The following is a 22553-nucleotide window of genomic DNA, read 5'->3' on the forward strand; positions in this document are numbered from 1 at the left end:
TCCTGATTGCGAACGATAAAAGTGTTAACGGTCAAGAAGGTCCACGAGTTGCTTCGTGAGCCCGCCGGTATCAGTCGATGACGTTGTACCCGCCGTCGATGTAGAGCACCTGCCCGGTCATCAGCCGGGCGGCGTCGTGGGCGAGGAAGGCGCAGGCCATGCCGACGTCGTCGATGTCGACGAGCGCGCGGGCCGGGGCCTTCCCCTTGGCCTTCTCCAGCAGCTCGTCGAACTCCGGGATGCCGGAGGCGGCGCGGGTGGCGAGCGGCCCGGGCGAGATCGCGTGGACGCGGATGCCCTTGGGGCCCAGCTCGGCGGCGACGTAGCGGACGGCCGATTCGAGCGCGGCCTTGGCGACGCCCATGATGTTGTAGTTCTCCACCACCTTCTCGGAGCCGTAGTAGGTCATGGTGAAGAGCGCGCCGCCGTCCTTCATCAGCGGCTCGGCAAGGTGCGCCATGCGCAGGAACGACCAGACCGAGACGTCCATGGTCGTGGCGAAGCCGTCGCGCGGGCAGTCGGTGACGCGGCCGCCGAGGGCGTCCTTCGTCGAGAAGGCGATCGAGTGGACGACGAAGTCGAGCCTGCCCCACTCGCTCGCGATCCGCTCGAACACGGCTTCGAGCTCGCCGTCCCGCATCACGTCCATCGGCAGGAAGATCGGCGCCTCGACCTCCTGCGCCAGCGGCTCGACATGGGGCCGGGCCCGCTCGTTGAGGTAGGTGATCGCGAGATCGGCGCCGAGCGCATGGAAGGCGCGGGCGCAGCCCCAGGCGATCGAGCGGTCGTTGGCGATGCCGACGATCAGGCCCTTCTTGCCCTCGAGGAGCTTGGCCTTGACGATGGGCAGGGTCATGCGGCGGCTCCGGTCAGTGCGAGGGTGTGGCGGGCGATCATCAGCTCCTCGTCGGTGGGGACGACGAGGAGCGCGACGCGGCTGGCGGGCGTGGAGATCACGCTCGCGCCGGCCGCGTTGGCGGCGGGGTCGATCTCGGCGCCGAGCCAGCGCAGGCGCTCGGCGATGCGGGCGCGGATCGCGGGCGCGTTCTCGCCGACGCCCGCGGTGAAGACGAAGGCGTCGAGGCCGCCGAGCGCGGCGGCGAGGCTTCCCGCATGGAGGCCGCAGCGCCAGGCGAAATGCTCGATGGCGAGCGCCGCTCCGGGCGCGTCGCTCGCCAGCAGCACGCGCATGTCGTTCGAGACGCCCGACAGGCCCTTCAGCCCCGCGTCGTGGTAGAGCAGGCGCGTGACCTCGGACGGGGCCATGCCCTTCTCCTCGATCAGGTGCAGCACGACCCCGGGATCGAGCTGGCCCGGCCGCGTGCCCATCGGCAGCCCGTCCAGTGCGGTGAAACCCATCGTCGACTCGACGCTGCGCCCGTCCAGCATCGCGCACATCGAGGCGCCGCTGCCGAGATGGGCGGCGATCACCCGCTTGCCCGCCACCTCCGGCGCGACCTCGGGCAGCCGGTGGGCGATGTACTCGTAGCTCAACCCGTGGAAGCCGTAGCGCCGCACGCCCTCGTCGTAGAGCCCGCGCGGGATGGCGTAGCAATCGGCGAAGTCCGGGCGCCCGCGGTGGAAGGCGGTGTCGAAGCAGGCGACCTGCGGCACGTCCGGCGCGATCTCCGCGACGAGACGGATCGGCGCGAGGTTGTTCGGCTGGTGCAGCGGCGCCAGCGGCGCCAGGCGTTCGAGCCGGGCCAGCACGTCGGGGTCGAGCAGCACCGCCCGGTCGAAGTCCGGCCCGCCGTGAACGACGCGGTGGCCGATGGCGTGGATCTCGAGATCGCCGAGGGTCTGGAACCAGGCGCGCGTCGCCTCGATGGCGGTCGGCAGGTCGAGGATCGTGGTCGCCGGCTCCTCGCGGTCGACGAGCGTCGCGCCGGCCGCGTCGGTGGCGCGCAGGCGCGGGTGGACGCCGATCCCGTCCATCTGCCCGCGGATCCGGCGCTTCGGCGCGCCGTCCGCCACGTCGAAGAGCTGGAACTTCAGGCTCGACGAGCCGGCGTTGACGACGAGCAGGGTCCGCATCAGACCGGGACCGCCGCCCGCGCCCGGCAGGCGTTGGCGTAGATCGCCGCCACCGCGCAGGAGGCGAGGCGGGTGCGGACGCTGTCGGCGCGCGAGGTCAGGATGATCGGCACGCGCGCGCCGAGCACGATCCCGGCGGCGCCGGCCTTGGTCAGGAACGTCAGGTTCTTCGCCAGCATGTTGCCGGCTTCGAGATCCGGGACGACGAGGATCTGGCCGTGGCCGGCGACCGGGCCGTCGATGCCCTTGATCGCGGCCGCCTCGGGGCTGATCGCGTTGTCGAAGGCCAGCGGGCCGTCGAGCAACCCGCCGGTGATCTGGCCGCGCTCGGCCATCTTGCAGAGCGCCGCGGCCTCGATCGTCGAGGGGATCTTCGGCGTCACCGTCTCGACGGCGGAGAGGATCGCCACATTCGGCGTGCCGAGCCCGATCCCGGTCCAGAGGTCGATGGCGTTCTGGACGATGTCGCGCTTGGTCTCGAGGTCGGGGAAGATGTTGATGGCGGCGTCGGTGATGAACAGCGTCTCCGGGTGGTTCGGCACGTCCATGATGAAGACGTGGCTGATGCGCCGCTCGGTGCGCAGGCCGGTCGCCGAGGAGGTCACCTCCTTCATCAGCTCGTCGGTGTGCAGGCTGCCCTTCATCAGCAGTTCGCCCTTGCCCTCGCGGATCAGCGCCACGGCGCAGGCGGCGGCGGCATGGCTGTGCGGAACGTCGACGATCTTGCGCCCCGAGATGTCGATGCCGTGCTCGGCGGCCACAGCGCGGATCTTCGCCTCAGGGCCGACGAGGATCGGCTCGATGATCGCCTCGGCCGCGGCGTCGGTCGCGCCGCGCAGCGAGGATTCGTCGCAAGGGTGCGCGACGATGGTTACCGCCGGCGTGCCGTCGCGGGCGGCGGCGATCAGGCGCTCATACTTCTCGCTGTTTTCGGTCACTCGGGTCTCCGGGTCACGATGCCTTGCGGTTCGTCGCCAGTTCGGGGCCAAGACCGAACAGCGCGGCGACGCGGCCGAGCCGGTCGGCCGGGGCGGCGCCGCTCGCCTCGATGACGCCCTTGAGCGCGGCGAAGGCCTCGCGGCGCTCCTCGATGCTTGCCGGCAGCATGGCGGGGATGGCGGCGAGCGCGGCCTCCTCGTGGAGGACGAGCATCAGGAACTGGGCGCGGACCAGCGCCTTGAAATCGGCGAGGCGCATCCGGTGGCTGGCCGGGTGGGTGTCGCGCAGCCGGATGATCGCCGCGAAGGCGCGCTCGTCGACGGACTTGCGCGCGATGCCGACCCAGAGCAGGGCGCGCACCAGCGCCTCGCGGAGGCCGCCGCGGCCCATCTCCGCCCGGAGCTCGTCGAAGCGGCGGGTGACCAGCGCCTCGTGCAGCTTGCTCTTCGCCGCCTTGCGCGGGCGCTCCGTCGTGGAGGTGTCGACGCCCAGCGCGGCCTGCACCGCCGGCGTGCCGTAGATGGCGTGGAACGTGTCCTCGGACAGGCGCTCCACCGCCTTGCGCCAGGCGTCGAAGCCCTCGACGATCGCATCCGATGCCTGCGCCTGCGCCGCGACCAACGGATTGTCGCCGCCGACGGGGCGGCGGTCCTCACGGATGCGGTCGGCCTGGTTCGCGACCCAGGCCATCCACGGGTTCTTCGCGCCGAACATCTCGTAGGAGAGCCGCAGCGGGTGCAGCTGGCGCGCCGCCTCGGCGAGCGGCGGCGCGACCATGGCGCGGACCAAAGGTTGGGCGAAGGCGCGGTAAAGCGCGAGATTGACCTCCGAGAGCCGCGCCGCGGCCGCGAACTCGCGCTCGTCGGCGAGGTCGTTGGCCCCCAGCGCCCGGATGTCGTCGAGGGTGCGCGCCTCGCAGCGCATCACCCATTCGCCGGTCACGAGGTCGGGGTTGGCCACCGCCTCGCCCTTCGGGGTCAGCACCGCCTCGTAGAGGCCGGGGGGAAGCACGTCGATCAGCTCGATGTTCGAGGCGAACTCGTCGTGTTCCTTCCGCGCGACCCCGCCGGAGACGAAGATGCCGAGATGGCCGATGTGGTCGTGGACGGTGTAGACGATGGTCTGGCCCCAGGCGCGGATGTCGTCGACGCTGTCGTAGAGGTCGAGGATCCAGTCCAGCGCCTGCTGCGGCGGGGTGATGTTGTCGCCCTTCGAGCAGAAGACCACGATCGGCGAGCGGATGGTGCGCAGGTCGATGGCAGTTCCGTCCTGGGTGCGGATGTCGCCGGCGGCGAGGTGGTTGCCGACGAAGAGCTCGTCGACGATCCACTGCATTTCCCCGGCGTTGAGGGTGACGTGGGCGTTCCACCACTTCTCGAACTCGAGGTAGCGCTCGGGCTCGGTGTCGATCTTCGACCAGAGGTTGTACTGCTTGGTCCAGAGCGTGTTCGCCGGGTTCTGGTTCTCGAAGTTCTGCACCAGCGTCGCGCCGTCGAAGATCCCCGCGCCGAGATCGCCCGCGAGCGCGGTCAGCCAGGTGCCGCCGAGAAGGCCCCCGGAGTAGCGCATCGGGTTCACGCCGCGAACGCCGGCCCAGTAGGAGAGCGGCGCGCCGGCGATGATGATCGGGCCGAACAGCTCGGGCCGCAGCGCCGCGACCATCATCACCGCCCATCCGGCCTGGCAGTTGCCGATGACGCAAGGCTTGCCCTCGGCCTCGGGGTGGCGGGCGATGACGGTCTCGAGAAAGACCGCCTCGGCGGCGGTGACGTCGAGGATGGTCTGGCCGGGAACGGGCTCGGGCAGGAAACCGATGAAATAGGCCGGGTGGCCCGCCTTCATCGCCACGCCGATCTCGCTGTCGGCCTTGAAGCCGCCGATGCCGGGCCCGTGACCGGCGCGCGGGTCGACGACGACGAAGGGGCGCTTCAGCGGGTCGATCGCCACGCCCTCGGGCGGGACGATGCGGGTGAGCAGGTAGTTGACGGGCTTCGCGAGGCTGCGGCCGTCAAGGACGAGCTCGGCCTTGTAGTCGAGCACGTTCGGCGCAGGCTCGGCGGCGTGCGCCTCGTACTGGGCGGCGCGCTGGCGCATGACGTCGAAGAACAGCACCGTGCGTTGCCAGGCGTCCGTGAGGTATTCCGCGGTCGCGGCCGGAGTGGGGAGCTGCGGGGTCTCGCGCTCAGCCATGATGCTTCCCTTTCGATCGGGGCAGGCGGGCCAACCTGTCGCGGTCTTGTGCGGCTGCGAAGCGCCAGCGTCAAGTCGCCACCTCGGTACGCTACTGTATCTAACGCCTCCCCTCGGCGGCTCGGGTCCTTCCTCGGTCCCTGCCGCTGAACGGGGCGCGGGGCCGATCAGCGCACGGCCTGGGAGCGGGCGCGGCGAGGGGCGGGCTCGGCGAGGGCGGCGGGCAGCGTGACGCGGAACACCGTTCCGTCCGGTCCGGTGGCGGCGAGTTCCAGCGCGCCGCCGTGGCCGCGAACCAGCTCGGCGGCGATGACGAGGCCGAGCCCCGCCCCGCCCCGACGGGCGCCGCCGCGAAATGGCTGGAACAGGTTCTCCCGCGCCTTCTCGGGCAGGCCCGGTCCGGTGTCGGAGACCGTGATCTCCACCAGATCGCCGAGCGGGCGGGCGGCGATCCGCACCACGCCCGGCTGGCCCAACGCCTCGATCGCCTGCACCGCGTTGCGCACGAGGTTCGTCAGCACCCGGAAGAGCTGGTCGGCGTCGACGCGGATGCGCAGGCCGGCCGTCACATCGGCTTCGACCCGGGCGAGCGCGGCGCCGGCGGCCTCGCTCTCGACCACCTCATCGACGATGGGCGCGAGATCGACGTCGACGAGCGCCGGCGCCGCCTCCTCGGCCTTGCCGTAGGTCAGCGTCCGCTCGCAGAGCGTGATCGCCCGCGAGATCGCCGCGACGAGCTTCGGCGCCGTCCGCCGCACCGCCGGATCGGCGCTGCCCTCGATGCGGTCGGCCAGAAGCTGCGCCGTCGTCAGCAGGTTGCGCAGGTCGTGGCTGATCTTCGCCACCGCGCCGCCGAGCGCCGCCAGCCGCTCCTTCTGCTTGAGGGCGCCGGTCAGGCGGAGCTGGAGTTCGTGGAGCGCCGTCTCGGCCTCGCGAAGCTCGCGCACGTCGCTGGTCGGCGCGATGACCCGGCGCGCGTCCTCGGGGTCGTCGCGATAGGCGGTCATGTGATCGACCACCCGCCGTATCGGCTGCACGATGTAGTGCCGCGCCGCGAAGAACAGCAGGGCCGCGAAGGCGAGCGTGATCGCGAGCGAGAGATAGAGGATGCGCAGGCCATAGGCGATCATCGCCGCCCGCAGCGGCTCCTCGCTCATGGTGATCTCGACGAGGCTCCTTTCGCCGAGCTTGGTCTGGCCGATCACCCGGATCACCCGCGCGGCGCCGGCGAAGTAGACCTTGAGGGCGGCGCGCATCATCGCGAGGTCGCTCGCCTTCTGGAGATTGTAGCTCGCCGCGATGACGTCGGGCACCTCGCCCTGGAGCGCGAGCTCGCGCACGCCCTCGCGCCGCAGGGCCACGTTGTAGACATCGGCGGTGGCGAGCAGCTCGGCCTCGAGATCGGGCGCGACCTGCTCGTCGGGCGTCGCCAGCAGCGCCAGCGCCGCGAGCTGGCCGAGCTCGAGCCGGTTCTGGAGATAGTCCTCGCGGAACCGCGACACCGACGGCACGAAAATCAGCACCTCCGCGATCATCACGAAGACGATTATCAGTCCGAGAAAGCGCCCCGAGAGGGTGTTGAAATTCATGCCCGATCCTGACGGCCGGCGGCCGATGCGAATCTATGCCTTGCGTGGTCACGCGGCAAGCGGCCGCCCCGCCGTGGCGATGAAGCGCACATGAGGGCCACGGCGCGAATTGACTCTGGCGGGCGCCGGCCCTATGAGCCGGGCTTCGGATTTACGCGGGGGGACCCGCGCCGGGCGGCGTGCCCGGTCGGGACCAGGAGACGGACGATGAAGCGGACTTATCAGCCGAGCAACCTCGTGCGGAAGCGCCGGCACGGCTTCCGGGCGCGCATGGCCACCAAGGGCGGCCGGCTGGTGCTCAACCGCCGCAGGGCGCGCGGCCGCAGCAAGCTCTCGGCCTGAGCGAGGCCCGGCGGCGATGGCTTTCGCGCCGCTGGTCACGCTGACCCGGCGGTCGGATTTCCTCGCCGCCGCACGGGCGCGCCGCCGCGCGACCGCCGGCTTCACCTTGCAGGCGCGTCAGCGCGGCGCGGACGAGCCCGCCGAAGCGCTGCGCGTCGGCTATACCGCCTCGAAGAAGGTCGGCAACGCCGTCGCCCGCAACCGGGCGAAGCGGCGGATGCGCGCCGCCGCCCGGGCCGTGCTGCCGCAGGCGGGCGTCGCCGGCTGGGACTATGTGCTGATCGGCCGGCCGGGGGCGACCGCCGATCTGCCCTTCGAGCGGCTGACGGCCGACCTCGCGCAGGCGATCGCCGCCATTCACCGCGGGCGGGGGCGATGAGCCCGCTCGCCACGCTGCTCGCCCTGCCGGTGCGCGGCTATCGCCTCGTGCTCTCCCCCTGGGTCGGCCACAACTGCCGCTACCTGCCGACCTGCTCGGCCTATGCGCTCGACGCGCTCGAGCGCCACGGGGCCTTGCGCGGCGGCTGGCTGGCGCTGCGCCGCGTGGCGCGCTGCCATCCCTGGGGAGGCTCCGGCATCGACGAGGCGCCCGAACGACCGTCGAAGTGACCGACGACTCCGTCCCCCCGGGCTGGCGCGCGGCGCTCGCGCCGCAGGCCGCGGCGCTGGAGGCCGTCGCCGCCCGCGTCGCCGCCGCCCGCGCCAGCGGCATCGCCGTGGCGCCGGCGGAAGCGGACGTCTTTCGCGCCCTCGCCCTCACCCCGCCCGAGGCGGTGCGCGTCGTGCTGCTCGGCCAGGATCCCTATCCGACTCCCGGCCATGCCGACGGGCTCTGCTTCTCGGTCCGGCCGGGGGTCGCGCCGCCGCGGTCGCTGCGCAACGTCTTTCGCGAGCTCGGCGACGATCTCGGCCTGCCGCAGCCGCGGGGGGGCGATCTCTCGCCCTGGGCGCGGCAGGGCGTGCTGCTCCTCAACGCCGTGCTGACCGTCGAGGAAGGGGCCGCCGCCGCCCATGCCGGCTGGGGTTGGGAAGCGGTGAGCGATGCGGTGATCGACGCGGTGAGCGCGCGCGCCGAGCCGTCGGCGTTCCTGCTCTGGGGCCGGCACGCGCAGGCCAAGGCGGCCCGCATCGCGCCCCGGCACGCGGTGATCGCCGCGGCGCATCCCTCGCCGCTCTCGGCGCGCAGGGGCTTCTTCGGCTCGCGGCCGTTCTCGCGGGCCAACGCGGCGCTGCGGGCGGCCGGGCGCGGCGAGATCGACTGGCGGTTGCCGTAGACGAGGGGCGCGGCTAAGCGTCGCACATGCTCGACCACGACGACATCCACCCGCTGTTCCACGGCGCCCCGGACACGACGGAGTTCCGCAAGCTCCGCAAGCGGATCGTGCGCCTGACCCGCGAGGCGATCGAAACCTACGGCATGGCCCGGCGCGGCGAGCGCTGGCTGGTTTGCCTGTCGGGCGGCAAGGACAGCTACACGCTGCTGGCGGCGCTGACCGAGTTGCAATGGCGCGGGCTGCTGCCTGTCGAGATCCTCGCCTGCAACCTCGACCAGGGCCAGCCGGGCTTCCCGGCCACCGTCCTGCCGGAGTTCCTGGCCCGCATGGGCGTGCCGCACCGGATCGAATACCAGAACACCTATTCCGTCGTCGTCGACAAGGTGCCGCTCGGCAAGACCTACTGCGCCCTGTGCTCGCGCCTGCGCCGCGGGCATCTCTACCGCATCGCCCGCGAGGAGGGCTGCGCCGCGGTGGTGCTCGGGCATCACCGCGACGACATCATCGAGACGTTCCTGCTCAACCTCTTCCACGGCGGCAAGCTCGCGGCGATGCCGCCCAAGCTCCTGAACGACGAGGGCGATCTCTACGTCCATCGCCCGCTGGCGCTGGTGTCCGAAGCCGACTGCGGCCGCTTCGCCCGCGCGATGGGCTATCCGATCATCCCCTGCGACCTCTGCGGCAGCCAGGAGGGCCTGCAACGGGCGCAGATCAAGCGCATGGTCGACGAGTGGGAGACCCGCAGCCCGGGCCGCCGCGCCATCCTCTTCCGCGCGCTGACCCAGGCCAACCCGAGCCACCTGCTCGACCCGACGCTCTTCGACTTCCGCGGCCTCTGATGCCGGCGGGTCTACCAGGCCACCCGGCGAACACGGGCTAACACGCGTGATAGATAGGGTAACTACCTGAGTATAAACAATAAAAGTCGTGAAGGTCAAAAAAGGTCCGCGAGTCGTTTCATGAGCCCGCCGGCATGAACCATCAGCCTGACCCCTGCCGAACCCTGAAAAAGTGGCAAGGCGGATTCCAGCCCGGTTCCAGCCGCGTTCCAGCCAGATAAAATCCCGCCGTTTCAGCAGCTTGCCCCAGCGGGCCGTTGGCATCAGTTGTCGAGGTACATCACCCGGTAGATCCCGTCCACGCAGGCGATCTCGGCCCGCGTGAACAGCCCGTCCCCGTCCTTGTCGCACTTCTCGATATGGATCGGGCTCATCCCGGGATGGGCGATCTCCACCTGGCGCAGGGTCTGCGTGTAGCCCTGCGCCGCCGCCGCGGCCGCTGCGAGCGTCGCGGCAAGCCCGAGGATCACGTGTCTCATGCAGAATCCTCCTGCGCCATGGCGACGCCGTCGCCAGTCTACTGCAATTTCCCCGCCGCGACGACGGGCCCGAGCCGCTCGCGCTGCACGATGACCGCGACCGCCCCGGCGCCGGGCGCAGGCAGGTCGAGCTCGATCGGCGTCACGCCGTCCCAGCTGCCGACCGAGCTCCAGTCGGTGACGATATTGGCGTAGTCGATCTCGTATCCGGCGTTCTCGCCGTACTCGATCGACACGCGCGCCTCGTCGACGTAACGCACGAGGTAAACCTCCGACGGTCCGACGCCGTCCGGGCTCGCCGCGGCGATGCGCACGTCGAGCCGGTCGCCGTCGCGGGCCAGGTCGACCGTGGCCTCGGCCGGGCGCGCCCGGTGCTCGGCGATCAGCGCGGCGATGCGCTCCGCGTCGGCCCCGCCGACCCGGTCGGAGCCCTGCACGATCATCTGCGGCGTGTAGAGCGACCGCTTCCCGGCCGCCTTTGCATAGGCGCGCTGGCGCAGGCTGTGCTGGGTCTTGCCGAAGGAATCCGTCCAGCCGAGGTAGTCCCAGTAATCGACGTGCAGCGCGAGCGCGACGACGTCGGGCAGCGCCGCCAGTTCGGAGAGGATGGCGTCCGCCGGCGGGCAGGCTGAGCAGCCCTGGCTCGTGTAGAGTTCGACCACGACGGGGCTGGCCTGGGAGTGGGCGGCGACCGGAGCGGCGAGGGCGGTAACGGTCAGAACGAAATGGAGAATTCGCATCGTTCCCCCAACGCGGCGCAGGACAGGACTAACCGCCCGCGCGCTCCGGCGCCAGTCAAGCCTTCGCGAGGATCTCGCCGGCGCCGGAGACCGTCGCGTCAGCGCAACTCGAGCACCACCTCGCCCGAGACCGGGTCGGTCACCCCGAGCCCGCCGCCGAGATCCTCGAGCATGTCGCGGAACCCGTCGAGCATGCCGATCATCTCCGGCCGCGCGGCGGCGAGATGATCGAGGTCGTCCCATTCGCCGACCAGGCAGAAGGTCCGGTCGCCGGTCTTGACGATCCGCGCGTGACGCATCCCGTCGAGCTTCGGGTTCATCCGGCGATGCGCCTCGATGAAATCGGCCTCGCGTCCCGGCTTGGTGCGGAAACGCACGACGTTCATTGCAGTCATGGTGGGCGCCCTCCCTCCCCGCGCGGCAAGAGCCCTCCGGCGACCCCGTGGAAGAGGAGCGGACGCAAGGCGCACAGACGCACGCGGACCCTCCTGGGGCGTCGGACGTCCCGCGCGCAGGAGCGTCCGGCCGACGCCCGGAAACCCGGCCCACCCCCGAGGAATGCGGCGCGAAACGGCTGATCATACGCCGATCCGCCGCGATCGTCATCCCGCCCCTTGCCCGCGGTCTGCGCTCCACTTCCCGCGTGGTCGCTCCCGCGGCCGGCGATGCGAGAGCCCGCGGGCTTGCGCTTCGACGGTTTCCGTCGCGTTCACGCGGCGCGGGATGACGACTCCAGTCTTCGCGGAAGCGCCGCGCCCGATGCGTCGAAGAGATGGCAGTCCGCGGCCGCGATCCCGAAGGTCAGCTCGCGGTCGGCCTCGATCGGCGTCTCGCCCGGCAGGACGAGGCAGAAGTTCTCGGCGCCGCCGTCCAGGGCCGCATAGCCGATCGTCTGCTGGCCCAGCCTCTCGATCACCGACGGGGTAAGCGTCAGCGACAGATCCGCCTTGCTCACGCGCACATGCTCCGGCCGGATGCCGAGGCGAAGCGGCTGTCCCGGCGCGACCCGTCCGGGCTCCACGGGAATGGTGGCGGTCTGTCCGTTGAAATCGACCGTCACGCCTTCCGGACCGGCCGCGACGCAGGTGACCGGCAGCAGGTTCATCTTCGGATTGCCGATGAACTGCGCCACGAACACGTTCCGCGGCCTGTGGTAGAGCTCCATCGGCGTGCCCACCTGCGCGATGTCGCCGCCCGAGAGCACCACGATCCGGTCCGCCATGGTCATGGCCTCGACCTGGTCGTGGGTGACGTAGATCATCGTGGCGCCGAGTTGCTTGTGCAGCTTGGTCAGCTCGATCCGCATGTCGGCGCGCAGGGCGGCGTCGAGGTTCGACAGCGGCTCGTCGAAGAGGAAGATCTTCGGCTCGCGCACGATGGCGCGGCCGATGGCCACCCGCTGGCGCTGGCCGCCGGAGAGCATCCCCGGCTTCTGCTGCAACCGCTGATCGAGGTGCAGGACGCGCGCGGCGTGCTCCACCTTGGTGCGGATGACGTCCTCGTTCGCCTTCTCCACCCGGAGCGGAAAGGCGATGTTCTCGAAGACCGTCATGTGCGGATAGAGCGCGTAGCTCTGGAACACCATGGCGATGCCGCGCTTCACGGGCGGCAGGTCGTTCACCCGCGCCCCGTCGATCATGATGTCGCCGGATGTCGTGTGCTCGAGGCCCGCAATCATGCGCAGGAGCGTGGACTTGCCGCAGCCGGAAGGGCCGACGAACACGACGAATTCGCCCTCCCTCACGTCGAGGGAGACGTCCTTGACCACGTCGATCGCGCCGAAGCTCTTGATGATGTTGCGCAGCGCAAGCTCACCCACGGGGCATCTCCTTCACGGCTTGTCGGGGAGATCCCCGCGGCGCTGCCGCGGGGACCGGAAGCGGAGGCGCCGGGCGCCTACTTGAAGGCCTCGATCTCCGCGGAGGCCTTGTCGAGCGCGGCCTGCGGCTCGGCGTCGCCGGTCACCACCGACTGCACCATGGCGATCATGGCGTTCTGGAAGCCCTTGTAGTCGGAGAAGAGCGGCTCCGGCCCGCCGTACTCGATGCCGTCGAGGAACGGCTGCCAGAAGGGATTCTCGGCCACCAGCTTTTCGACGGCCGCCGAGGGCCTGAGCGGCGTGAGCCCGGCAATGGGGGACGCCTCGTACTCCTCCTGGACCATCGGCGAGGTGATGTACTTGGCGAACTCGGTCGCCTTTTCCTCGACGCCGGAATCGGCGAAGACCGCGAGGCTGTCGGTGATCAAGAGCGTCCCCGGACCCTTGGCCGCGGGGCCGAGGGGCAACGGCGCGACGCCCCAGTTCATTCCGGCCTCTTCGGCGCGGAAGGCGGCGCCGATCGCGGCCTGGATCATCGCGACCTTGCCGTCGAGCCAGATGGCGCGCACCTCGTTCTGCTCGTAGGCGGTCGGACCCTCCTCCGAGACCGGCACCATCGCCTTGTAGCCCTCGAGCGCCGCCAGCACCTCGGGGCTGTTCATCACGATGTTGCCGTCGGCGTCGATGATCTGGCCGTTGTTGGTGTAAACCCAGTGCAGGAACTGGTGCATGGTGTTGTCGAAGGTCTTGGCCGACAGGCCGAAGCCGGGGATGCCGGTCTTTTCCTTGATGGTCTTCGCCATCTCGAGCTCTTCCGCCCAGGTCTTCGGCGGGGTCTCCGGATCGAGGCCGGCCTGCTCGAACAGATCCTTGTTCCAGTAGAGCGCCTTGGTGGAGAAGGCGATGGGCACGCCCCACTGGGTGCCGTCGGTCGTCACCGTGTCGACGATGCCGGGATAGTAGGCCGCCTTCTCCTCGTCGGTCATCGGCACCTCGAGGATCAACCCGCTGTCGGCGAGTTCCTTGAGCGTGCGCGACCCGACATAGGCGAGCGCGGCGGGGCTGCCGGCGGCGGCGAGTGTCGTCGCCTTGTCCTGGCACTGGGCCCAGCCGACGAGCTCGGGAGCCACCTTCCAGCCCGGGTTCGCGGTCTCCCACTCGGCGATGTACTTCAGGTGCACCGGGTCGAGCGTGTCGCCGCAGTAGATCCAGGAGATCACCTGGTCCTGGGCGAGGCCCGGAAGCGCCGTGCTGGCGAGCAGCGCCGCGGCGCCCATCAGGCTCCTGATCGGATGGGTCAATTTAGTCTCCCTCTCTGTTGGATTTCACTGTTTCACGGCGCCGGCGGTCAGGCCGCCGACGAGATAGCGCTGCAGGAAGATGATGACGATCATCGCCGGGGCGATGCCCACGAAGGAGGCCGCCATCAGCTCGTTCCAGATCACCTCCTGCTTGCCGAAGAAGGCGAAGAGCCCGACCGGCAGCGGCATGAACTCGGACTTGGAGTTGAACGTGAGCGCGAAGATGAACTGCTGCGCATATGCGCCGATGAAGGTGGTGATCGCGACCACGATGATCCCCGGCATGGCGATCGGTATGATCACCCGCCTGAGCGTGTAGAGATAGCCGGCGCCATCCATGTAGGCGGCCTCGTGCAGCTCCTTCGGGATGCGGATCATGTAGGTGCGCAGGAGCCAGATCGCCGAGGGGATGAGGAAGGCGACGCCGGGCACGATCATCGCCGCGTAGGTGTTGAGGATCCCGAGGCTGCGCATCAGCCGGAAGAGCGGGATGATCAGCACCGCGCCCGAGAACATGTTGACGGCGAGAAAGCCCCCGAGCACCAGCCCCGCGCCCTTGAAGTTGAAGCGCGAGAAGGCATAGGCCGCCGGCACCACCACCAGAAGCACGATCACCGTCGCGACCGACGAGATGAAGATGCTGTTGAAGATGTAGCGCGCGAAGCCGGGCACGCTCTGCCACATGGTGAGGTAGGCCGTGAAGGAGGCGTTCTCCGGGATGAAGCGGTAGGGCGAGGAAAAGAGCTGGCTCAGCGGCTTCAGCGAGACGAGGAAGCCTTCGATGAAGGGCGCGAGCAGGAAGAACAGGAAGAGCGCTATCCCCGCGTAGATCGCAGCCAGCTCGTGCCAGGCATAGCGGTCGATGAGCGGCGTGGCGTCGGTCCGGCCCTTCGGGCGGGGCCGCGGGTCGTGCGCCTGCTCGGCCGCTGCGGTGACGTCCGGGGCGAAGTCGGAGGCGGCGTCGTCGGTCGCGCTCATTTCGAACCCTCCGGATGGAGCCTCCGCGTCACCCGGAAGTAGGCGAGCGAGAACAGGCTGAGGAAGATGCAGATCACCACCGCCCGCGCCGCGCCCTCGCCGTACTTCCGCGAGCCGATGGCGGTCTGGTAGGTGTCGATGATCATCGTCGTGGTGGCGCCGTTCGGCCCGCCCTGCGTCAGGATCCAGATGATGTCGAAGCTGTTGAACGTGGCGATCAGCGACAGCATCGACATGGTGATGATCGCCGGGACGATCAGCGGCAGGGTGATCCGGCGGAACCGGTACCAGCGCCCGGCGCCGTCGGTCCAGGCGGCCTCGTAGAGATCCTTCGGGATCGCCTGGATCGCGGCGAGGAAGTAGATCGTGACGATCGGCACGCCGATCCAGACATCGGTGACGATCGTCGCCCAGAAGGCGGTGTTGCCATAGGCGAGCCACGCCACGGGGCCGTCGACGATCCCGAAACGCTGGAGCAGGCCGGAGATCATCCCGAACTGGCCGTTGTACATCCAGCCCCACATGAAGATGCCGATGGCCATCGGCACGATCCACGGCGGCATGATCAGGATGCGGAACAGGTGCCGCCCGGGCACGGCGGCGTTCAGGAGCACCGCGCCGATGGTCCCGAGGATCATCTTGAGCAGCACCGAGAAGAAGGTCCACACGAACGTCCGCGTGATCACGGTGGCGAAGGTCGCGTTGAAGATCTTGTCGTAGTTGGCCCAGCCGACCCAGTTCGTCGTCTTGCGCAACGACGCGTCGGTGAAGGAGAGGATCACCGTCTGGACCAGCGGCCAGGCGACGATGGCGAGCACGTAGATGAGGGCCGGCGCGAGGAACGCCCAGGCGATGAGGGTGCTGCGCTCGGTCCGCATCAGGCGGCCCTTGTGGAGAGCGCGCCGTCGAAGCGGTCCCAGATCGGACGGAGGTCCACCACGGTCCCGGATTTCCGCGCCTCGTCGAGCGCCAGCGCGAGGATGCCCGCCTCCAGCGCGTCGAGCGGCGACACCGGCAGCGGCCCGCCCTTCATCACGTGGGCGACGACTTCCTCGGCCATCTTCTCGTCGGCGCCGTAGTGCTGCGAGAGGGCGGTGGCCGCGTATTCCCGGTGCATCACCCGCGACTCGCTCAGGACGTCGTGCACGGCGAACTGGCCCCGGATGAAGTCGCCCTCCGCCTGCCCGCGCGTGCCGAAGATGGCGAAGCGGCGGAACTGGTCGGGCGCGTTCAGGTTGGTGTGGAAGTTCATGCCCACGCCGTTGGCGTATTCGATGATCGCCACCTGATAGTCGATGATGTCGGCGTCGGTGTCGAACACCTCCTCCGCCCCCTTCCATCCCGACGGCTTGCGGTGAAAGAGCCCCAGATCGTTCACCCCTTCGCGCCGCGGGTCGTTCCCGGGCACGAAGGTCTTGCGCCCGCCGAAGCTCGCCACCCGCACCGGCCGCGCGCCGACGATCGAGTTGTAGAGGTCGAGGTCGTGGCAGCATTTCTCCAGCATGAAGCTGCCGGAGAATTTCTCGTAGCGGCGCCAGTCGCGCATGAAGAAGGCGCCGTGATAGGGGAAGATGTGCTCCGCCGCCTCGATGGAGACGATCTCGCCCAACCGTCCCTCGTCGGTAACCGCGCGCAGGTCGCGGTACATCGGCGCATAGCGCAGCACGAGGCCGACGAGCAGGCGGTCCGCGCCATGCACGGCAAGGAGCCGCGCCAGCTCGTGGCTCTGCTCGATGGTCGAGACGATGGGCTTTTCCGAGAAGACCTTCAGCCCCGCCTCGAGCCCGATCCGGATCTGGTCGAGATGCAGGTGGTTCGGCGTGCCGATCATCAGGAGGTCGAAGGTCTCGCCCGCGATCAGTTCCTCGAGGGAGCCGTACTGCCGGCCGGCGGAGACGCCCGCCTTCTTCAGCGTCGGCAGGCCCGCCGGGTCGGGATCGACATACCCCACGATCTCGAACTCGGGATCGACGGCGTCGAAGACGTATCCGAGGTAGCCCAGGCGGAAGCCGAGGCCGATGATGCCCACCTTCATGACAACTCCCCCTAGCGTAATTTATTTTCACCCCTCTACCGATTCGCGACCACAAAGTCAACGATCTCGGCCGAGCTCGGCCATATTCTGTAATTAATTTTCAGGCGCGCAGCCTCAGCCGACTGCCGCCAACCCCAGCGCCGCCGCCCCAACCAGCCCCGGCTCGACCTGGCAGAGGGCCGGGACGACGAGCGGACGGCCGAAGCGCCGCAGCGTCGACGCGCGCACTGCGGCGTCGAGCGCGGCGACAAGCTCGACGCTGCCGCCGAGTCCGCCGCCCACGGGCACGATATCCGCCGCCACGGTGTTGACCAGCACCGCGAGCGGCGCCGAGGCGATCTCCAGCCAGATTTCGATGGTCCGCCGGGCGGCGGCGTCGCCGGCCCGCCAGCGGGCGACGATCTCGAGGCTCGTGGCCTCGGCCGCGTGCAGGTGGCGGTGCAGCCGCTCCATCCCGCGGGCGGAGACCGTGGCGTCGAGACAGCCGGAAAGCCCGCAGCCGCAGGCGAAACGCGGGATCTTCACCGGCGGCTCGCCTGCGATCCGCGCGGCGACCGGGCCGTGCCCCCATTCCCCTCCGAACCCGCCCGCGGCGTTCACCAGCCTCCCGTCGCTGACCAGTCCGCCGCCGACCCCGGTCCCGAGGATCACGCCGAAGACTACCCGGTGCCCGCGCCCCGCGCCCACCGCGACCTCGGCGAGCGCGAAGCAGTCCGCGTCGTTGGCGATCAGCACCGGCAGCCCGAGCGCCGCCTCCAGCCGCTCGCGGATCGGGATGCCGGTAAGGCAGGGGATGTTCGCGACGACCCCGAGCCCGGTGTCCACGTCGACGATGCCGGGGATCGCGGCGGCGAGCGCCCGCGGCGGCTCGGGGCACTCGACCACCGCGCGCGCCAGCACGCCGACGAAAGCGTCGAGATCGTGCCCCGGCGTCGGCACGCGGTCGAGCACCTCGATCTCGTGCGGGCTCCGGGCGCGACCGCCCTTCATCGTCGTGCCGCCGATGTCGAAGGCAAGGATCATGCGACGCTCCGGCAGCGGGTCGTCACCAGACGGTCCCGCGCGCCGCCACGTCCTCGACGCGCGTCACCGCTCCGCCCCGATGGAACACCATCCGGTCGAAGAGGTTCGACACCACGCAGGTATGATTGGGCACGATCCGCAGCATCTCGCCGACCTCGGGCCGCCGCCCCTCGACGGCGGAGAGGTCGACGACGCCGTGCTCCTCGGACAGCGAGACGATGCGCGCGCCGGGCAGCCCCTCGATCTCGCCGTACTCGGCGAAGCCGAGCAGATCCGCGGTCAGCGCCTTGGACCCCGCGTCGATCACCGCCCGGTCCGGCGTCGGGCGCGAGACCACGGTGGCGAGGACGTGCATCGCCAGATCCTCGCGCCCGCAATGGCCGGCGCGGACCATGGAGCGGTCGTTGTAGACATAGGTGCCGGCCCGATGCTCGGTCGCCGAGGGCACGAGATGGGCCGAGAAGAAGTCCGGGCTGCCACCGTTCGACCGCACCGGGCAGTCGAGCCCTGCCTCGGCGAGCGCCGCGATCGTCGTCGCGAAGAACCTCTCGATCGCCGCCGCGCCGCCGACGGCGGGATAGGTGAGCAGTCCCTCGAACCGCAGCCCCGGCGCGGCGGCGATCGTCCGCGCCAGTTCCACCGCGGCTTCCGGGCTCTGCACCCCGACCCGCCCGCCGCCGGTGTCGCACTCGATCAGCACGGAAAGCGGCCGCTCCGGCCCGAAGGCCGCGGCATAGCCCGCGACCGTCGCGGCGCTGTCCGCCACGACCAGAAGCCGCCGGACCCGCGCATTCAGCGCCGCCAGCCGCGCGAGCTTCGCCGCCCCGAGGACGTTGTAGGTGATGAGGATGTCGTCGAAGCCCGCGTCGGCGAAGACCTCGGCCTCGGTCACCTTCTGGCAGTTGATCCCCACGGCGCCGGCGACGAGCTGCGCCCGCGCCACGGCCGGGATCTTGTGGGTCTTGATGTGCGGCCGGAACGCGAGCCCGTGCCCGATCAGATAGCCCTGCGCCCGGGCGATGTTGGCGGCGAGCCGGTCCTCGTCGATCACCGGCATCGGCGTCGGCACGTCCTCGAGCCGCGTCCCCGGCTCCGGCCATGGAAAGCTCATTGCAATGCCTCCCGCATCGGTTGCGCATCGGTTTCCGGCGCCGCCTCCCCGAAAGGATCGGGGCAGATCGGCCAGATGTCGCGCCGGACCTTCGCATAGGGGTTCGTCGCCGGATCGTTGGGATAGGGCCGCCCGGCCGAGCAATAGATGATCTCGGCGGCGATCGGCGCGAAGCTGGCGTGGAAGTGGTTGGTCGACTTGATGACCAGCACGCGCTGCGCCAGCGGGTCGATGCCCAGCGCCTCGAACAGCGATGGGTCGAAGCTCTGGGCGCGGACGGTATTGAGGATCACCTCGATCCCGGTGCCCTTGAGCCGGATCCGCGCCGCGTCCCCGAACGGCACGAGGCTCTCGCCGAAGCGCATCTCCGCCGATCGGACCAGCCGCAGCACCTCCACCGTCGCGTCGACCGGATCGCCGGTGAAGGGCGCGGACTTCGCCCCGAAGCGGAGCGGGATCGTAGCCCCCTCCCCCGCCACCATGCAGAGCTGCACCGCCATCGGGTCCCAGATCGTGCCGACCGCGACGCCCTCCGCGCCCCGCGCCATCAGCTCGCGCAGGATCACGACCGAGTCGCCCGCGGTGCCGCCGCCGGGATTGTCCCAGGCGTCGGCGATGACGACCGGATGCGCCGTCGAGGCCATAGCGCGGGCAACCGCCTCCACCTCGTCGACCATCGGCATCATGTGCCGCCCGCGGTTGGCGAAAAGCTCCATCCCCAGCCGCCGGGCGAGTTCCGCGCCATGGCCTGCGTCGCCATCCGTGACCGCGATGACCTTCGTCCCCATCTCCGGCACGTCGCCCGCCATGAAGCCGTGGATGACCGAGAGCGACAGCACGTTGGGGTCGTCGCGCTCGATCGCCATCATCCGGTCGACGAACCCCCGCATCGGCTGGCGCGAGGTCGGGAAGACGTCGATCATCCGGCAATCGAACACCGTCATCACCGGCCTGACCCGCCCCTCCAGCGTGTCGACGGCGATCCGCCACAGATCCTCGGCGCGATCGACGAAATCGGTGTGGGGAAATTCCTTGAACGCGGTGAAGAAATCGGCGGCCGCGACCCGCTTCGCCGTCAGGTGGCTGTGGGGATCGAGCTCGGCGCAGACCAGAACCTCCGGCCCGACCATCTCGCGGACCCGGGCGAGCAGGTCGCCCTCCGGGTCGTCATGGCCGGCGGCGACCATCGCGCCGTGCAGGCCGAGCACCACCGCGTCGACCGGCAAGGCCGCGGCGAGCTGGCCGAGGATCTCGTCGCGAAGCGACTCGTAGGTCTCGCGGTTCACGATGCCGGCGGGGTCGGCCCAGGCCGCGGTGCCCTCGACGAGATCCCAGCCCTTCTCGCGGCAGACGCGCCGGCCCACCGTGATCGGCGCGGTGCAGAGCGTCGGGGTCTCGGGGTGCTGGCCGGGCGGCGCGTAGAGCGAGGACTCGAAGCCGCGGCGGTCGATGACGATGGGAGAAAAGGTGTTGGTCTCGGTCGCGAGCGCGGCGGTGAAGATTCGCATCTGACCCTCAGTCCTTGACGTGCGGCAGGTAGCCGACGAAACCCGCGATCTTCCAGCGCCCGCCGTCGAGCCGGCAGACATAGAGCGTCTGCCAGTTCATCCGGTCGAAGCCGCCGTCCGTCCGGCGGATGCCGCCGTCGAAGCGCTTGCGCACCAGCGCCGTCTCGCCGTCGATCTCGATCTCCTCGAGCCGGGTCGCGCGGAAGATCGCGGCGCGCGTGTCCTCGGCGTGAAGCCCGGCGTCCCGCGCCGCCTTCGCTTCGCGCGCCTGGCGCAGCCATTCCTCGCGATAGGCGGCGAGCGTCGGGAAGGTGAGCCGCCAGTCGTCCGGCGACGGCAGGAACCGCGCATCGAGCCCGGTGAAGTTCGCCTCGACGAAGTCACCGGCGATCGGCCCCCAGTCGGCAGCGAGGAAGGCGTCGATGTCGCGGGGGACCAGCATCTCCCAGATCGCCCGTCGGGGTGCGTCGGTTGCGGAAAACGGATTGGCCTCGGGGTCACGCATCGGGGGAGTCCCTGAAAATCATTTCGGCGTTTGGCGAGTTTCCTATGGATTGATCGCCCGTTTTGTGGCGATATGTCAACCGGAAAGAAAATGATTTTCGGCCGGGGCAGCTTTCGGCATCGCCCGGAGGGAGCGGAAATGGATATCTTCGGCGCGCTTACCGACGAGGAGAACCGGCTTTCCGGCCTCGAGAAGCAGCTCGCGCAAGTGATCCTCGCCGACGTGGAATTCGCCGTCAACGCTTCGATCGTCGACCTCGCCGAGCGCGCCGAGGTCTCGCCGCCGACGGTCACGCGCTTCTGCCGCCGGCTCGGCTGCCAGGGTTACGCGGACTTCAAGCTGCAACTCGCCCGGTCGTCCTTCGTCGGGCTGCGCTACCTCCGCCCCGAATCGGAAGGCAAGACCCCCGCCACGGTCGCCGAGGACATCGTGACCAAGGCGCAGAACGCGCTCTACCAGATGCATCAGGCGCTCGACATCGCGGCGGTGGAGAAGGCGGCCACCACGCTGCGCGCGGCCGGGATGATCCACGCCTTCGGCTCCGGCGGCAACTCGTCGATGATCGTCAACGAACTGCAGAACCGGCTCTTCCGCCTCGGCTGCCGGATCTCGGCCTCCTCCGACCATGCCATGAACCTGATGATCGCGGCGGCGAGCGGGCCGGGAGACGTGGTTTTCTGCTCGTCGTTCAGCGGCCGGAACGCGGAGCTCGTGCATTGCCTCGGCGTGCTCAGGGAACGCGGAACCCCGACCATCGCGCTCACCCAGAGCGGCTCTCCGGTGGCGCAGGCCACGGATCTCGTGATCGGCGTCGATCTGCCGGAGGGGCTCAACATCTTCCGCCCGACCTCGACCCGCTTCGCCTGCCTCGCCGTCATCGACATCGTCGCCACGCTCGTGGCCTATGCCGACCGGCCGCGCTCCACCCATGTCCTGCGCGGGATCAAGGAGCAGCTCGTTCGCCACCGCGACAAGGACGATCGCCAGATCCTCGGAGATTGAGATGACCGCATCCCCTCATGCCCCCGCCGATCCGGCGGGGCTCGCCGTCGTCACCGGAGCGGCGGGCGACATCGGCCAGGCCATCGCCCGCGCCCTCGCCGAGACCCATGCCGGCGTGGCGGTCGTCGATCTGGACATGGCGGGCGCCGAGGCGGTCGCCGCCGGGATCGGCCCGCGCGCGTGCGCCTTCGCCTGCGACGTCACCGACCCGGCGGCGCTCGCCGCGCTCGCCGGGCGCGTCGCCGCGTGGGGGCCGGTCCGGACGCTTGTGAACAATGCCGGCGCGGCGCGGCGGACCAGCCTCGGCGCGACATCGGCCGCGGACTGGAGCGCGGACGTCGCGCTCAACCTCGACGCGGCATGGTACTGCTTCGACGCCTTCCACGCCGCCCTCGCCGCCACGCGGGGCTCGCTCGTCAACATCGCCTCGGTCAACGGCATGGCGGTCTTCGGACATCCGGCCTACAGCGCCGCCAAGGCGGGGATGATCCATCTCACCCGCCTCATCGCGGTGGAATACGGCCGCGCCGGCATCCGCGCCAACACGGTCGCTCCGGGAACCGTCGCCACCCGCGCCTGGCGGGCGCGGCAGGAGGCCAACCCACGGGTGATGGAAGAAGCCGCCGCCCACTATCCGCTCGGGCGCGTCGCAACGCCGGAGGACGTGGCGGCGGCGGTCGCCTTCCTCGCCGGACCACAGGCCGCGGCGATCACCGGGGTCTGCCTGCCCGTCGACTGCGGCCTGACCGCCGGCGTGCCGGGCCTCGCGCGGACGTTCAGCCAGTCGGACGACTATGACCGGCCCATCGCGCCCATCGCCCTCACCTGACCATCTGCGAGATCAC

General features: G+C 70.1%; 24 protein-coding genes. 7 read left to right on the plus strand and 17 right to left on the minus strand.

What is annotated here, in order from left to right:
- Nucleotides 1-70 precede the first annotated feature (70 nt).
- The 5 genes from fabI to KBA23_RS03140 form a co-directional block, all read right to left on the minus strand.
- Nucleotides 71-856 (minus strand): enoyl-ACP reductase FabI, encoded by a 786-nt coding sequence (fabI, locus tag KBA23_RS03120; protein WP_290736798.1) that lies wholly within the window; start codon nucleotides 854-856, stop codon nucleotides 71-73.
- Nucleotides 853-2034, minus strand: a complete 1182-nt coding sequence (locus tag KBA23_RS03125; protein WP_290736800.1) for an acetate/propionate family kinase — start codon at nucleotides 2032-2034, stop codon at nucleotides 853-855. The genes fabI and KBA23_RS03125 overlap by 4 nt, the downstream gene beginning before the upstream one ends.
- A complete protein-coding gene (locus KBA23_RS03130; protein ID WP_290736802.1) occupies nucleotides 2034-2972 on the minus strand; it encodes a phosphate acetyltransferase in 939 nt (312 codons plus the stop codon). The genes KBA23_RS03125 and KBA23_RS03130 overlap by 1 nt, the downstream gene beginning before the upstream one ends.
- A gap of 13 nt (nucleotides 2973-2985) precedes the next feature.
- Nucleotides 2986-5163 carry a DUF3141 domain-containing protein gene (locus tag KBA23_RS03135; RefSeq protein WP_290736804.1) on the minus strand — a complete coding sequence of 726 codons (2178 nt, stop codon included), beginning with the start codon at nucleotides 5161-5163 and terminating at the stop codon, nucleotides 2986-2988.
- A 167-nt stretch (nucleotides 5164-5330) separates the two neighbouring features.
- Entirely contained in the window at nucleotides 5331-6752 is a 1422-nt protein-coding gene (locus KBA23_RS03140; RefSeq protein ID WP_290736806.1) for a HAMP domain-containing sensor histidine kinase, read from the minus strand.
- A 207-nt stretch (nucleotides 6753-6959) separates the two neighbouring features.
- Between KBA23_RS03140 and rpmH the strand changes: the two genes are divergently transcribed.
- Genes rpmH through ttcA form a run of 5 tightly spaced genes read left to right on the plus strand, consistent with a single transcriptional unit; the run spans nucleotide 6960 to nucleotide 9207 of the window.
- A complete protein-coding gene (gene rpmH / locus KBA23_RS03145; protein WP_290736809.1) occupies nucleotides 6960-7094 on the plus strand; it encodes a 50S ribosomal protein L34 in 135 nt (44 codons plus the stop codon).
- A gap of 16 nt (nucleotides 7095-7110) precedes the next feature.
- Nucleotides 7111-7473, plus strand: a complete 363-nt coding sequence (rnpA, locus tag KBA23_RS03150; RefSeq protein ID WP_290736811.1) for a ribonuclease P protein component — start codon at nucleotides 7111-7113, stop codon at nucleotides 7471-7473.
- Complete coding sequence (gene yidD / locus KBA23_RS03155; protein ID WP_290736813.1) at nucleotides 7470-7703, plus strand: membrane protein insertion efficiency factor YidD; 234 nt, start codon at nucleotides 7470-7472, stop codon at nucleotides 7701-7703. The genes rnpA and yidD overlap by 4 nt, the downstream gene beginning before the upstream one ends.
- Nucleotides 7700-8368: a uracil-DNA glycosylase gene (locus KBA23_RS03160; protein ID WP_290736815.1), complete on the plus strand. Its 669-nt coding sequence runs from the start codon at nucleotides 7700-7702 to the stop codon at nucleotides 8366-8368. Before yidD ends, KBA23_RS03160 begins: the two co-directional genes overlap by 4 nt.
- A 26-nt stretch (nucleotides 8369-8394) precedes the next feature.
- Complete coding sequence (ttcA, locus tag KBA23_RS03165; protein ID WP_290736817.1) at nucleotides 8395-9207, plus strand: tRNA 2-thiocytidine(32) synthetase TtcA; 813 nt, start codon at nucleotides 8395-8397, stop codon at nucleotides 9205-9207.
- A 263-nt stretch (nucleotides 9208-9470) separates the two neighbouring features.
- Here ttcA and KBA23_RS03170 read toward each other — a convergent pair whose 3' ends face one another.
- From KBA23_RS03170 to KBA23_RS03225, 12 genes are all read right to left on the minus strand, one after another.
- A complete protein-coding gene (locus KBA23_RS03170) occupies nucleotides 9471-9686 on the minus strand; it encodes a hypothetical protein (RefSeq protein ID WP_290736819.1) in 216 nt (71 codons plus the stop codon).
- 38 nt (nucleotides 9687-9724) lie between these two features.
- Nucleotides 9725-10426 (minus strand): thioredoxin family protein, encoded by a 702-nt coding sequence (locus tag KBA23_RS03175; protein WP_290736821.1) that lies wholly within the window; start codon nucleotides 10424-10426, stop codon nucleotides 9725-9727.
- A gap of 98 nt (nucleotides 10427-10524) precedes the next feature.
- Entirely contained in the window at nucleotides 10525-10821 is a 297-nt protein-coding gene (locus tag KBA23_RS03180) for an antibiotic biosynthesis monooxygenase (protein WP_290736823.1), read from the minus strand.
- A 314-nt stretch (nucleotides 10822-11135) separates the two neighbouring features.
- Nucleotides 11136-12245 carry a sn-glycerol-3-phosphate ABC transporter ATP-binding protein UgpC gene (ugpC, locus tag KBA23_RS03185; RefSeq protein WP_290736825.1) on the minus strand — a complete coding sequence of 370 codons (1110 nt, stop codon included), beginning with the start codon at nucleotides 12243-12245 and terminating at the stop codon, nucleotides 11136-11138.
- A 77-nt stretch (nucleotides 12246-12322) separates the two neighbouring features.
- The gene (locus tag KBA23_RS03190; RefSeq protein ID WP_290736827.1) at nucleotides 12323-13546 is read right to left on the minus strand and encodes an extracellular solute-binding protein; all 1224 of its coding nucleotides are present in this window, start codon (nucleotides 13544-13546) and stop codon (nucleotides 12323-12325) included.
- Nucleotides 13547-13570: 24 nt separating this feature from the next.
- Nucleotides 13571-14524 carry a carbohydrate ABC transporter permease gene (locus tag KBA23_RS03195; RefSeq protein ID WP_290736829.1) on the minus strand — a complete coding sequence of 318 codons (954 nt, stop codon included), beginning with the start codon at nucleotides 14522-14524 and terminating at the stop codon, nucleotides 13571-13573.
- Complete coding sequence (locus KBA23_RS03200; protein WP_290736831.1) at nucleotides 14521-15402, minus strand: carbohydrate ABC transporter permease; 882 nt, start codon at nucleotides 15400-15402, stop codon at nucleotides 14521-14523. The genes KBA23_RS03195 and KBA23_RS03200 overlap by 4 nt, the downstream gene beginning before the upstream one ends.
- Nucleotides 15402-16559 carry a Gfo/Idh/MocA family oxidoreductase gene (locus KBA23_RS03205; protein ID WP_290736833.1) on the minus strand — a complete coding sequence of 386 codons (1158 nt, stop codon included), beginning with the start codon at nucleotides 16557-16559 and terminating at the stop codon, nucleotides 15402-15404. The genes KBA23_RS03200 and KBA23_RS03205 overlap by 1 nt, the downstream gene beginning before the upstream one ends.
- A 114-nt stretch (nucleotides 16560-16673) precedes the next feature.
- Nucleotides 16674-17582 (minus strand): ROK family protein, encoded by a 909-nt coding sequence (locus tag KBA23_RS03210; protein ID WP_290736835.1) that lies wholly within the window; start codon nucleotides 17580-17582, stop codon nucleotides 16674-16676.
- Between the two features lie 22 nt (nucleotides 17583-17604).
- On the minus strand, nucleotides 17605-18693 hold the full coding sequence (locus tag KBA23_RS03215) for an alanine racemase (RefSeq protein WP_290736837.1): 1089 nt from the start codon (nucleotides 18691-18693) through the stop codon (nucleotides 17605-17607).
- Complete coding sequence (locus KBA23_RS03220) at nucleotides 18690-20201, minus strand: M81 family metallopeptidase (RefSeq protein ID WP_290736839.1); 1512 nt, start codon at nucleotides 20199-20201, stop codon at nucleotides 18690-18692. The genes KBA23_RS03215 and KBA23_RS03220 overlap by 4 nt, the downstream gene beginning before the upstream one ends.
- Nucleotides 20202-20208: 7 nt before the next feature.
- Nucleotides 20209-20706: a hypothetical protein gene (locus KBA23_RS03225; protein WP_290736841.1), complete on the minus strand. Its 498-nt coding sequence runs from the start codon at nucleotides 20704-20706 to the stop codon at nucleotides 20209-20211.
- A 138-nt stretch (nucleotides 20707-20844) separates the two neighbouring features.
- On the opposite strand from KBA23_RS03225, the gene KBA23_RS03230 reads away from it, so the two are divergent.
- A complete protein-coding gene (locus KBA23_RS03230) occupies nucleotides 20845-21708 on the plus strand; it encodes a MurR/RpiR family transcriptional regulator (protein WP_290736843.1) in 864 nt (287 codons plus the stop codon).
- 1 nt (nucleotide 21709) lies between these two features.
- Complete coding sequence (locus KBA23_RS03235; protein WP_290736845.1) at nucleotides 21710-22537, plus strand: SDR family oxidoreductase; 828 nt, start codon at nucleotides 21710-21712, stop codon at nucleotides 22535-22537.
- The last annotated feature ends 16 nt before the right edge of the window (nucleotides 22538-22553 follow it).

Origin of the sequence: Amaricoccus sp. (assembly GCF_017995835.1) — a bacterium.
Classification (GTDB): domain Bacteria; phylum Pseudomonadota; class Alphaproteobacteria; order Rhodobacterales; family Rhodobacteraceae; genus Amaricoccus.